The following is a 12152-nucleotide window of genomic DNA, read 5'->3' on the forward strand; positions in this document are numbered from 1 at the left end:
GTATGAAAATACAGTTACCTGGAGAATTTTCCGCTCGATTCGTGAACTCCCGCCGGGCGGCCGGAAATCGCTGAGAAGCCCAAGCTGCAAGCGTCTTGGGGTATACTGCCGGGTTTTAGTCGCATATCCAGCACAGGTGAAATTCGTGAGCCAGACTACGCCCGCCGTGCCCACCTTCCAGGACCTGATCCTCGCCCTGCAAAAATACTGGGCCGATCAGGGCTGTGTGGTGCTGCAGCCCTACGACATGGAAGTAGGCGCCGGCACCTTCCACACCGCCACCTTCCTCCGCGCCGTGGGCCCGGAAACCTGGAACGCGGCGTACGTGCAACCCAGCCGCCGCCCCACCGACGGCCGCTACGGCGAGAACCCCAACCGCCTGCAGCACTACTACCAGTTCCAGGTGGTCCTGAAGCCCAACCCGGAAAACTTCCAGGAGCTGTACCTGGGCTCGCTGCAGGCCATCGGCATCGACCCGCTGGTGCACGACATCCGCTTCGTCGAGGACAACTGGGAATCGCCGACCCTCGGCGCCTGGGGCCTGGGCTGGGAAATCTGGCTGAACGGCATGGAAGTCACCCAGTTCACCTACTTCCAGCAAGTGGGCGGCATCGAGTGCTACCCGGTCACCGGTGAGATCACCTACGGCCTGGAACGCCTGGCCATGTACATCCAGGGCGTCGACTCGGTATATGACCTGGTGTGGGCCGACGGCCCGTTCGGCAAGGTCACCTATGGCGACGTGTTCCACCAGAACGAAGTAGAACAGTCGACCTACAACTTCGAGCACGCCAACGTCGAGAAACTCTTCGAGCTGTTCGACTTCTACGAAAGCGAAGCCAACCGCCTGATCGAGCTGCAGCTGCCGCTGCCGACCTACGAGATGGTCCTCAAGGCCTCGCACACCTTCAACCTGCTGGACGCCCGCCGCGCCATCTCAGTGACCGAGCGTCAGCGCTACATCCTGCGCGTGCGCACCCTGGCCCGTGCCGTGGCGCAGAGCTACCTGCAGGCCCGCGCCCGCCTCGGCTTCCCGATGGCCACACCCGAACTGCGTGACGAAGTACTGGCCAAGCTGAAGGAGGCCGAATAATGAGCGCGAAGGATTTCCTCGTCGAACTGGGCACCGAAGAGCTGCCACCCAAGGCGCTGAAGAGCCTCGGTGAAGCCTTCCTGGCCGGCATCGAGAAGGGCCTGAAGGCCGCCGGCCTGACTTACGCCGCCGCACGCTGCTACGCCGCGCCGCGCCGCCTGGCCGTGCAGATCGACCAGCTTGCCGTGCAGCAGCCCGACCGTACCGTGAACCTCGACGGCCCGCCGGTGCAGGCTGCCTTCGACGCCAGCGGCAATCCGACCCAGGCCGCCCTGGGCTTCGCCAAGAAGTGCGGCGTGGACCTGGAGCTGATCGACAAGAGCGGCCCGAAGCTGAAGTTCAGCCAGACCATCGCCGGCCAGCCCGCCGTGGGCCTGCTGCCGGGCATCGTCGAAACCTCGCTAAACGAGCTGCCGATTCCCAAGCGCATGCGCTGGGCTGCCCGTCGCGAAGAGTTCGTGCGTCCGACCCAGTGGCTGGTGATGCTGTTCGGCGATGACGTCGTCGACTGCGAGATCCTCACCAAGAAAGCCGGTCGCGAATCCCGCGGCCATCGCTTCCACAATCCGGCCAACGTGCGCATCACCGCTCCGGCCAACTACCTGGAAGACCTGCGCAGCGCCTACGTACTGGCTGACTTCGCCGAGCGCCGCGAGATCATCTCCAAGCGCGTCGCCGAACTGGCCGCCGAGCAGAAGGGCAGCGCCATCGTCCCGGCCGACCTGCTGGATGAAGTGACCGCGCTGGTCGAGTGGCCGGTGCCGCTGGTGTGCTCCTTCGAGGAGCGCTTCCTCGCCGTGCCGCAGGAAGCCCTGATCACCACCATGCAGGACAACCAGAAGTACTTCTGCCTGCTGGACGCCAACGGCAAGCTGCTGCCGCGCTTCATCACCGTGGCCAACGTCGAGAGCAAGGCGCCGGAGAACATCGTTTCCGGCAACGAGAAGGTCGTGCGCCCGCGCCTGACCGACGCCGAGTTCTTCTTCAAGCAGGACCAGAAGCAGCCGCTGGAAGCCTTCAACGCTCGCCTGAAGAACGTGGTGTTCCAGGCCCAGCTCGGCACCGTGTACGAGAAGGCCGAGCGCGTCTCCAAGCTGGCCGCCTACATCGCCGAGCGCATCGGTGGTGACGCGACCAACGCCGCCCGCGCCGGCATCCTCTCCAAGTGCGACCTGGCCACCGAGATGGTCGGCGAGTTCCCGGAGATGCAAGGCATCGCCGGTTACTACTACGCCACTGCCGGTGGCGAAGCGAAGGACGTCGCCCTGGCGCTGAACGAGCAGTACATGCCGCGCGGCGCTGGCGCGGAATTGCCGGGCACCCTCACCGGCGCCTCAGTCGCCGTGGCCGACAAGCTCGACACCCTGGTCGGCATCTTCGGCATCGGCATGCTGCCCACCGGCAGCAAGGACCCGTACGCCCTGCGCCGTGCCGCCCTGGGCGTGCTGCGCATCCTCATCGAAAAGCAGCTGGACCTGGACCTGGTCGACGCCATCGGCGTCGCCGTGGCCCAGTACGGCGACAAGGTGAAAGCCGAGGGTCTGTCCGAGCAGGTACAGGACTTCGTCTTTGATCGCCTGCGTGCTCGCTACGAGGACGAAGGCGTGGACGTTGCCGTGTACCAGGCCGTGCGCGCGCTCAAGCCGACCGCTCCGCTGGACTTCGACCAGCGCGTGCAGGCCGTTCAGGCGTTCCGCCAGTTGCCAGAAGCCGCAGCCCTGGCCGCTGCCAACAAGCGCGTGTCGAACATCCTGGCCAAGGCAGAAGGCGAGGTGCCTGCCACCGTCAACGCCAGCCTGTTCGCCGAGACCGCCGAGAAGGCCCTTGGCAGCGCCGTGGCAAGCGCCGAGGCAGAGGTAGCTCCGTTGGCCGCGGCTCGCGATTATCGCGCAGCTCTGGCCCAACTGGCGGCCCTGCGCGCGCCGGTCGATGCCTTCTTCGAGGAAGTACTGGTCAACGCGGACGACAGCGCCGTGAAGGCCAACCGCTACGCACTGCTGGCCAAGCTTCGCGGGCTGTTCCTCGGCGTCGCCGACATCTCGCTGCTGGGCTGATGCCTGCCTGAGGAAGCCGGGAGTTCGAAACGGTTCGCCGTAACGGACTCCCGGCTTTTTCGTTTCCGACTTCTCCACGCGCCTGACTTACCGAAGCCCCCATGAAGCTACTGATCCTCGACCGTGACGGCGTCATCAACCAGGACTCCGACGACTACATCAAATCCCTCGCCGAGTGGATCCCGATCCCCAGCGCCATCACTGCCATCGCGCGCCTCAGCAAAGCCGGCTGGACCGTAGCCGTGGCCACCAACCAGTCCGGCATCGCCCGGGGCTATTACGACCTGGCCACGCTGGAAAGCATGCACGCGCGCCTGCGCGAACTGGTGGCGGAGCAGGGCGGTGAACTCGGGATGGTGGTCTACTGTCCCCATGGTCCCGACGACGGCTGCGACTGCCGCAAGCCGAAACCCGGTATGCTGCGGCAGATAGCCCAGCACTACGGCGTAGATCTGAAGGGCGTCTGGTTCGTCGGTGACAGCCGGGGTGACCTGGACGCTGCGCTGGCCGTCGATTGTCTGCCCGTGTTGGTAAAGACCGGCAAGGGCGAGCGTACGTTGGCCAAGACGTTGCCAGAAGGCACGCTGGTATTCGACGATCTGGCAGCGGTTGCCGACCACCTACTTTCCTGAGGATCCATCTCCCATGTCGATAGTGCAGGCCATCAGAACCGTTCTCTTCTACCTGCTGCTGTCGTCCAGCGCCTTCGTCTGGGGCACCCTCAGCCTGCTCATCGCGCCCTTCCTGCCATTCCGCGCGCGCTACCGCTTCATCGCGCAGGCCTGGTGCAAGTTCGCCGTCTGGCTCGCCGGCGTGATGGTCGGCGTGCGCTACGAACTCAAGGGTGCGGAGAACATCCCGGACCAGCCCTGTGTGATCCTCGCCAAGCACCAGAGCACCTGGGAGACCTTCTTCCTCACCGGCTACTTCGAGCCGCTCAGCCAGGTACTCAAGCGCGAGTTGCTGTTCGTTCCCTTCTTCGGCTGGGCCATGGCGCTGCTCAAGCCCATTGCGATCAACCGCGATCAACCGAAGCTGGCCCTCAAGCAGATCGCCAAACAGGGTGACGAGCGCCTCAAGCAGGGCGCCTGGGTACTGATCTTCCCGGAAGGCACCCGCGTTCCCACGGGCCAGATCGGCAAGTTCTCCCGCGGCGGCGCGGCACTGGCGGTCAACGCCAACCTGCCGGTTCTGCCGATCGCGCACAACGCCGGGCACTGCTGGCCGAAGAACGGCTGGGCGAAGTTCCCTGGCACCATCCAGGTGGTGATCGGCCCGGCCATGTATGCAGAAGGCGAGGGCGCACGCGCCATTACCGAGCTCAACCAGCGCGCCGAGAACTGGGTTGCGCAGACCCTGCGCGAGATGGGCGAGCTGCCGGTCGATGCCACGCCACAGGCAGTTGCCGAAGCCTCCTGACGCTTCCCGCCGACAAAAGAAAAGGGCCCCGAAGGGCCCTTTCTTTTTGCCTGTAGCTTTCCCGAATCAGACGTCCAGGTTGGATACCGCCAGGGCGTTGCTCTCGATGAAGTCGCGGCGCGGCTCCACGGCATCGCCCATCAGGGTGTTGAACAGCTGGTCGGCGGCGATGGCATCCTCGATGGTCACCTTCAGCATGCGGCGCACGTTCGGGTCCATAGTGGTTTCCCACAGCTGGTCCGGGTTCATCTCGCCCAGTCCTTTGTATCGCTGGATGCTGTGACGCTTGGTGCCTTCGGTCATCAGCCACTCCAGGGCTTCCTTGAAGCTGCTGACGGCCTTCTTGCGCTCGCCCTTCTGCACGTAGGCGCCTTCTTCCAACAGACTGTTCAGCTTGGCGCCCAGCTCGGTCACCGACCGGTAGTCGTTGCTGGCGAAGAAGTCGCGGTTGAAGGTGACGTAGCTCGACAGGCCATGGGCAACCATCTCGACTTCCGGCAGCCACAGGTGACGCTCGCGGTCTTCCCGCAGGTTGACCTTGTACACCAGACCGGATTTCTCCGCGGCCTTCAGGCGAGCCTGGTACTGGTCCAGCCAGCCCTGCATGGCAGCCTGGTCGCCCAGTTGGTCGACATCAATGCGCGGCAGGTAGACGAAGTGCTCGGTCAGGTCCTGCGGATAGAGACGGGACAGGCGGGACAGCGTACGCATGACGTTGCGGTACTCGTTGACCAGCTTCTCCAGCGCTTCGCCGGACAGGCCCGGGGCACTTTCGTTGACATGCACGCTGGCCTCTTCGAGGGCCGACTGGGTCATGTACTCTTCCATGGCCACGTCGTCCTTGATGTACTGCTCTTGCTTGCCGCGCTTGACCTTGTACAGCGGTGGCTGAGCAATGTAGATGTAGCCGCGCTCGACCAGCTCCGGCAGCTGACGGAAGAAGAAGGTCAGCAGCAGGGTACGGATGTGCGAACCGTCGACGTCAGCATCGGTCATGATGATGATGTTGTGGTAACGCAGCTTGTCGATGTTGTACTCCTCGCGACCGATACCGCAGCCCAGTGCGGTGATCAGCGTGCCGACCTCCTGGGAGGACAGCATCTTGTCGAAACGTGCCTTCTCGACGTTGAGGATCTTGCCCTTGAGCGGCAGGATCGCCTGGGTCTTGCGGTTACGGCCCTGCTTGGCAGAACCGCCCGCGGAGTCACCCTCCACGATGTACAGTTCGGAGAGGGCAGGGTCCTTCTCCTGGCAGTCGGCGAGCTTGCCCGGCAGGCCGGCGATGTCCAGCGCGCCCTTGCGGCGGGTCATCTCACGAGCCTTGCGCGCAGCTTCACGGGCGCGGGCGGCGTCGATCATCTTGCCGACCACGGCCTTGGCTTCGTTCGGGTTCTCCAGCAGGAAGTCGGCGAAGTACTTGCCCATCTCCTGTTCCACGGCGGTCTTCACCTCCGAGGAAACCAGCTTGTCCTTGGTCTGCGAGCTGAACTTCGGGTCCGGCACCTTCACCGAAATGATCGCGGTCAGACCTTCACGGGCATCGTCGCCGGTGGTGGCGATCTTGAACTTCTTCGCCAGGCCTTCCTGCTCGATGTAGTTGTTCAGGTGACGGGTGAGGGCAGAGCGGAAGCCTGCCAGGTGGGTACCGCCGTCACGCTGGGGAATGTTGTTGGTGAAGCAGAGGATGTTCTCGTTGAAGCTGTCGTTCCACTGCAGGGCAACTTCCACGCCGACGCCGTCTTCTTCACGCTGACAGTTGAAGTGGAAGACCTGGTTCACCGCGGTCTTGTTGGTGTTCAGGTACTCGACGAAGGCACGCAGGCCGCCCTCGTACTTGAACAGCTCTTCCTTGCCGGCACGCTCATCGCGCAGGACGATGCCCACGCCGGAGTTCAGGAAGGACAGTTCGCGGATCCGCTTGGCCAGGATATCCCAGCTGAAATGGATGTTGTGGAAGGTTTCCGGAGAGGGCTTGAAGTGAACCTCGGTGCCCGAACCTTCGGTATCGCCCACCGGGCGCAGCGGGAATTGCGGGACACCGTGGTGATAAACCTGTTCCCAGACCTTGCCTTCACGGCGGATGGTCAGGCGCAGCTCGTGGGAGAGGGCGTTCACCACCGACACACCTACGCCGTGCAGACCGCCGGAGACCTTGTAGCTGTTGTCGTCGAACTTACCGCCGGCGTGAAGGACGGTCATGATGACCTCGGCCGCGGAGACCCCTTCTTCCTTGTGGATATCCACCGGAATGCCGCGACCGTTGTCGCGCACGGTGATGGATTCATCGGTGTGAATGGTGATGCTGATCTCGCTGCAGTAGCCCGCCAGCGCTTCGTCGATCGAGTTGTCCACGACCTCGAAGACCATGTGGTGCAGGCCAGTGCCGTCGTCGGTATCACCGATGTACATGCCCGGACGCTTACGTACGGCATCCAGCCCCTTCAGTACCTTGATACTGGAAGAGTCGTAGGTGTTCTCGCTCATTCTTCACTCCCGATGGTAGTGTCCTGAGAGACGCGCCCATGTTCCACGTGGAACATCGACACCGGCGTTTCCATTCGCCAGCCGTCTTTCAATAAGTGCGGGTCGACGCAGGTGATGAATACCTGGCAACCCAGATCTTCGAGAAGCCGGCACAAAGACAACCGATGCTTCTCATCCAATTCGGAGGGGAGGTCATCCACCAGGTAGACGCATTGCCCGCGCTTCGCCTGATTGATCAAATGCCCCTGGGCAATCCGCAACGCGCAGACCACCAATTTCTGTTGGCCACGGGACAAGATCTCCGCGGCATTGTGTCCTCCCAGACGAATTCGCAGATCCGCCCGTTGAGGCCCCGCCTGGGTGTGGCCCATCTGCTGATCACGCAGCAGGCTGGAGGACAGCACCTCGCTTAATTCGCGTTCCTTGTCCCATCCCCGGTAATAGCTGAGCGTCAGGTCATCGATCTGGATGAGCTCAGCCAGAGTCTGCTCAAACTGGGGTTTCAAGGCCTGGATATAGGACCGGCGATACGCATCGATTTCGTCGCTCGCCGAGCACAACTCCCGGTCCCACGCAGCTTGCGAAGCACCGTCCAGTCTACCATGCCGGAGCCACGAGTTCCGCTGCCGCAGGGCCTTCTGCAGTCTTTGCCAGGCAACCATAAAGCGTTGTTCCACGTGGAACACACCCCAGTCGAGAAACTGCCGGCGAATCTTCGGCGCACCTTCCAGCAGACGAAAGCTGTCCGGATTGATCAACTGCAGCGGCAAGGTCTCGGCGAGCTGGGCAGCACTGCGTGCATTCTGCCCATCGATGCGAATCTGGAACTCGCCCTGGCGATCCCGTGAAACACCCAGGCTGCTATCGAAGCCATTCCCCAGACGTACCTGTCCGAACACCGTGCAGGCCGGTTCTTCGTACTGGATGACAGGTTGCAGACGCATGCTGCGGAAGGAGCGCGCGAGGCCGAGCAGATGGATGGCTTCCAGCACGCTGGTCTTGCCGCTGCCGTTTTCGCCGTAGAGGATGTTGATGCGGGGGGAGGGGGAGAAGGTCACCGGGTGCAGGTTGCGCACCGCGGTGACCGAAAGGCGGGTAAGGGACATCGATACGCGTCAGAGGCGCATCGGCATGACGACGTAGGCAGAGTCGTCGTTGTCCGCTTCCTGCACCAGAGCACTGCTGTTGGAGTCAGAGAGGATCATGCGTACCTGCTCGGTACCCATCACACCCAGGACGTCCAGCAGATAGCTGACGTTGAAGCCGATTTCCAGGCTGCCACCGTTGTAGTCGACCTGCACTTCTTCTTCCGCCTCTTCCTGCTCCGGGTTGTTCGCCTGGATTTTCAGGAGGCCATTGGAAAGCTGCAGACGGATACCGCGGTACTTCTCGTTGGAAAGAATCGCAGTACGGCTGAAGGCTTCGCGCAGCACCTGGCGATCACCGATCACCAGCTTGTCACCGCCCTTGGGCAGCACCCGCTCGTAGTCGGGGAACTTGCCGTCCACCAGCTTGGAGGTGAAGGTGAACTCGCCGGTGGTCGCACGGATGTGGTGCTGGCCAAGAACGATGGAGACTTCGCCGTCTTGTTCGGTCAGCAGACGAGCCAGCTCCAGGATGCCTTTACGCGGCACGATCACCTGATGGCGATCCTGTGCTTCCGGTACGCCATTGCTCAGCGAGCACATCGCCAGGCGATGACCATCGGTAGCCACGGCGCGCAAGGTGCCGCCACCAACTTCCAGCAACATACCGTTGAGGTAATAGCGAACATCCTGCTGCGCCATGGCGAAGCTGGTGCGATCGATCAGGCGACGCAGCTTGCTCTGCACCAGGCTGAAAGTCAGCGAGCCCGGGCCTTCCTCCACCGTGGGGAAGTCATTGGCGGGCAGGGTGGAGAGGGTGAAGCGGCTGCGGCCGGCTTTCACCAGGAGCTTCTGCTCGTCGACGCGGATATCGATCACGGCATCGCTGGGCAGGCTCTTGCAGATGTCCATCAGCTTGCGCGCCGGCACGGTGATTTCGCCCGGCTCAGCGGCGTCTTCCAGCGTGACACGGCCAACCAGCTCGACTTCGAGGTCGGTGCCGGTGAGCGACAGTTGCTGACCTTCGACGACCAGCAGGACGTTGGAAAGAACCGGCAGCGTCTGGCGGCGCTCGACGACGCCAGCGACCAGCTGCAGGGGTTTCAACAGAGCTTCGCGTTGAATAGTGAAATGCATGGTCTAGTCCCTTGCCTCGTGAGGCTGCGTCAGGTGGTCAGAGTACGCAGCAGGTTCTTGTAGTCCTCGCGGATATCCGCGTCGGATTCCTTGAGTTGAGCGATCTTACGACAGGCGTGCAGCACCGTGGTGTGATCCCGACCGCCGAAGGCCACGCCGATTTCCGGCAGGCTGTGGTTGGTCAGTTCCTTGGAAAGTGCCATGGCAACCTGGCGCGGACGCGCCACCGAGCGCGAACGGCGCTTGGACAGCAGGTCGGCGATCTTGATCTTGTAGTACTCGGCGACGGTGCGCTGGATGTTGTCGATGCTGACCAGCTTGTCCTGCAGGGCCAGCAGATCCTTCAGCGACTCGCGGATCAGCTCGATGGTGATCGGCCGACCCATGAAGTGGGAGTGAGCGATCACGCGCTTGAGCGCGCCTTCCAGCTCTCGCACGTTGGAGCGAATGCGCTGGGCAATGAAGAACGCAGCGTCGTGCGGCAACTCGACCTTGGCCTGCTCGGCCTTCTTCATCAGGATTGCCACGCGGGTTTCCAGTTCCGGCGGCTCCACCGCCACCGTCAGTCCCCAGCCGAAGCGAGACTTCAGGCGCTCTTCCAAGCCTTCGATTTCCTTCGGGTAACGGTCGCTGGTCAGGATGACCTGCTGGCCGCCTTCGAGGAGGGCGTTGAAGGTGTGGAAAAACTCTTCCTGGGAACGCTCCTTGCGGGCGAAGAACTGAATATCGTCGATCAGCAGAGCATCTACCGAACGGTAGAAACGCTTGAACTCGTTGATGGCATTCAGCTGCAGCGCTTTCACCATGTCCGCGACGAAGCGCTCCGAATGCAGGTACACGACTTTCGCATTGGGGTTCTTCTTCAGCAGGTGGTTACCCACAGCGTGCATCAAGTGGGTTTTACCCAGGCCGACGCCCCCATAAAGGAAGAGCGGGTTGTAGCCGTGCTTGAGGTTGTCCGCTACCTGCCAGGCTGCCGCGCGTGCCAACTGGTTCGATTTACCCTCGACGAAGTTCTCGAAGGTAAAGGTGCGGTTGAGATAGCTGGTGTGCTTGAGCGCACCTTCTACCTGCACGTTGCGTTCGGTGCGCACAGTAGCTGCGGGCATAGCGGCCGCCAGCGGGTCGATCCCCGGGCTCGATTCGTCGAGATCGGCGATGGTCTGTACCGGCGGCGCCTGGATTGGCTGGGGCTCGGAAACAGGCATCGCAACGGGCGCCGGAGCAAAGGACATCGGCGCAGCCGGAGGTTGTGCCACCGGTTGCACGTTGACCTGAGGCGTCGGCACCAGGGCAGGCCTTGGCGTGCGGCTGCGGCGACTGCCGATCAGCAGCGAAATCGCCGGGATCTGGCCATTGCCACGCTCGCCCAGCAGCTCCAGCAGGCGCCCCATGTACTTCTCATTGACCCAGTCGAGTACGAAGCGGTTGGGTGCGTAGACGCGCAACTCTTCCCCTTCGGCCTCGACCTGCAAAGGACGAATCCAGGTGTTGAATTGCTGGGACGGCAGCTCGTCGCGCAGAAGCTCCACGCACTGCTGCCAAAGTTCCACGGACACGGATATCCCCCAAAAGAAGTCGCAAAGCGAAACAGACCGCCATTGTATCCCCGCCAGACCAACTTATCCACAGTTAAGCGCGCCAGGACACAAGCAAAATCAAGGTGTTAATGATTTTACCGGCGGTCGGGTAATAGCGCCTTGAACCTTGTGGATAACAGCTTGATGGGGCAGGGGACGACACAGGGGATCAATCTGTGGAAAAAATCCCTGTGGAAAAATCCGCATTCCATACCCAGCTTTCCAACCGGCCCCACACAAGCAGCGCACCACTTCCCGACAGGGTTATCATTCGCCGTGCCCCACTCATCCCGTACCCTGGGATGAGTTATGCACAGGCAGATGCCCGCATAAACATAATCATCACTTCAATCTTTTAAAAAAGAGATTTCCTTCCTTTCTATAGATTTTGTTTCCGATGCTGGTTGGAAATTGACCTGACCGCGTGATTTCACTAGAATCGCCGGTCTCTTTAAACGGGGTCACTGCGACCTCATGTCGTCAAACCCAGGTACCGAATCATGAAACGTACTTTCCAACCCAGCACCCTCAAGCGCGCTCGCGTTCACGGCTTCCGCGCTCGCATGGCCACCAAGAACGGTCGTCAGGTTCTGTCGCGTCGTCGCGCCAAGGGCCGCAAGCGTCTGACCGTCTGATTTGTCCGACACAGGTGGTGAGTCAGGATTTCAGCCGGGAAAAACGTCTTCTGACAGCCCGGCAATTCACAGCAGTCTTCGACTCCCCCACCTCCAAGGTTCCCGGCAAGCACATTCTGCTGCTGGCGCGCGAAAACGGTCTCGATCATCCCCGCCTCGGCCTGGTGATCGGCAAAAAGAACGTCAAGCTCGCCGTCGAGCGTAACCGCCTTAAACGCCTTCTCCGCGATTCCTTCCGCCTCAACCAGCAGAAGCTGGCTGGTCTGGATATCGTGGTGATCGCGCGCAAGGGCCTTGGCGATCTGGAGAAACCGGAGCTGCACCAGCAGTTCGGCAAACTCTGGAAGCGCCTGTTGCGCAATCGGCCAAGTCCGGAACCCGCGACAGAATCCCCGGGAGTGGCCGACAGTTCCCATGCGTAGACTGGCGCTGTTACTGATCCAGTTTTACCGCTACGCCATCAGTCCCATGATGGGCAGGCACTGTCGTTTCTACCCCAGCTGTTCCTGCTACGCGCAGGAGGCCATTGAAATCCATGGCTTCCTGCGTGGTGGCTGGCTGGCCGCTCGTCGCCTAGGCCGCTGCCATCCCTGGCACCCCGGTGGCTACGACCCGGTACCGCCAGATCCTTCCAAGCCCGCCCCTTCCTCGACGGCCGAGTAACC

At 62.2% G+C, this 12152-nt stretch carries 10 protein-coding genes and 1 pseudogene; 7 read left to right on the forward strand and 4 right to left on the reverse strand.

The annotated features are described in order from the left end of the window. Positions 1 to 145: 145 nt before the first annotated feature. The 4 genes from glyQ to A6723_RS30185 all read left to right on the forward strand — a co-directional run bounded on the left by glyQ (position 146) and on the right by A6723_RS30185 (position 4566). Positions 146 to 1093, forward strand: a complete 948-nt coding sequence (glyQ, locus tag A6723_RS30170; RefSeq protein ID WP_015474809.1) for a glycine--tRNA ligase subunit alpha — start codon at positions 146 to 148, stop codon at positions 1091 to 1093. Next, positions 1093 to 3147, forward strand: coding sequence for a glycine--tRNA ligase subunit beta (gene glyS / locus A6723_RS30175; protein ID WP_054907580.1), 2055 nt, complete (start codon positions 1093 to 1095; stop codon positions 3145 to 3147). The genes glyQ and glyS overlap by 1 nt, the downstream gene beginning before the upstream one ends. A 101-nt stretch (positions 3148 to 3248) precedes the next feature. Continuing rightward, complete coding sequence (gene gmhB, locus A6723_RS30180) at positions 3249 to 3779, forward strand: D-glycero-beta-D-manno-heptose 1,7-bisphosphate 7-phosphatase (RefSeq protein ID WP_054907581.1); 531 nt, start codon at positions 3249 to 3251, stop codon at positions 3777 to 3779. Positions 3780 to 3792: 13 nt separating this feature from the next. Beyond that, positions 3793 to 4566 carry a 1-acyl-sn-glycerol-3-phosphate acyltransferase gene (locus tag A6723_RS30185; protein ID WP_054907582.1) on the forward strand — a complete coding sequence of 258 codons (774 nt, stop codon included), beginning with the start codon at positions 3793 to 3795 and terminating at the stop codon, positions 4564 to 4566. Positions 4567 to 4632: 66 nt separating this feature from the next. On the opposite strand, the gene gyrB is transcribed toward A6723_RS30185, so the two are convergent. From gyrB to dnaA, 4 genes and pseudogenes are all read right to left on the reverse strand, one after another. After that, positions 4633 to 7050, reverse strand: coding sequence for a DNA topoisomerase (ATP-hydrolyzing) subunit B (gene gyrB, locus A6723_RS30190; RefSeq protein WP_054907583.1), 2418 nt, complete (start codon positions 7048 to 7050; stop codon positions 4633 to 4635). 3 nt (positions 7051 to 7053) lie between these two features. Next, positions 7054 to 8156 (reverse strand): annotated as a pseudogene (gene recF / locus A6723_RS30195) (DNA replication/repair protein RecF). 9 nt (positions 8157 to 8165) lie between these two features. Then, positions 8166 to 9272 (reverse strand): DNA polymerase III subunit beta, encoded by a 1107-nt coding sequence (dnaN, locus tag A6723_RS30200; protein WP_054907585.1) that lies wholly within the window; start codon positions 9270 to 9272, stop codon positions 8166 to 8168. 29 nt (positions 9273 to 9301) lie between these two features. Continuing rightward, on the reverse strand, positions 9302 to 10831 hold the full coding sequence (gene dnaA, locus A6723_RS30205) for a chromosomal replication initiator protein DnaA (protein WP_054907586.1): 1530 nt from the start codon (positions 10829 to 10831) through the stop codon (positions 9302 to 9304). A 521-nt stretch (positions 10832 to 11352) separates the two neighbouring features. On the opposite strand from dnaA, the gene rpmH reads away from it, so the two are divergent. Genes rpmH through yidD form a run of 3 tightly spaced genes read left to right on the forward strand, consistent with a single transcriptional unit; the run spans position 11353 to position 12150 of the window. After that, a complete protein-coding gene (gene rpmH / locus A6723_RS30210; protein WP_003100258.1) occupies positions 11353 to 11487 on the forward strand; it encodes a 50S ribosomal protein L34 in 135 nt (44 codons plus the stop codon). A 14-nt stretch (positions 11488 to 11501) separates the two neighbouring features. Further along, the gene (gene rnpA / locus A6723_RS30215) at positions 11502 to 11909 is read left to right on the forward strand and encodes a ribonuclease P protein component (RefSeq protein WP_054907587.1); all 408 of its coding nucleotides are present in this window, start codon (positions 11502 to 11504) and stop codon (positions 11907 to 11909) included. Then, on the forward strand, positions 11902 to 12150 hold the full coding sequence (gene yidD / locus A6723_RS31540) for a membrane protein insertion efficiency factor YidD (RefSeq protein ID WP_037007231.1): 249 nt from the start codon (positions 11902 to 11904) through the stop codon (positions 12148 to 12150). Before rnpA ends, yidD begins: the two co-directional genes overlap by 8 nt. Positions 12151 to 12152: the final 2 nt, after the last annotated feature.

Source organism: Pseudomonas sp. AU11447 (assembly GCF_001672555.2).
In the GTDB taxonomy this organism is placed as follows: domain Bacteria; phylum Pseudomonadota; class Gammaproteobacteria; order Pseudomonadales; family Pseudomonadaceae; genus Pseudomonas; species Pseudomonas nitroreducens.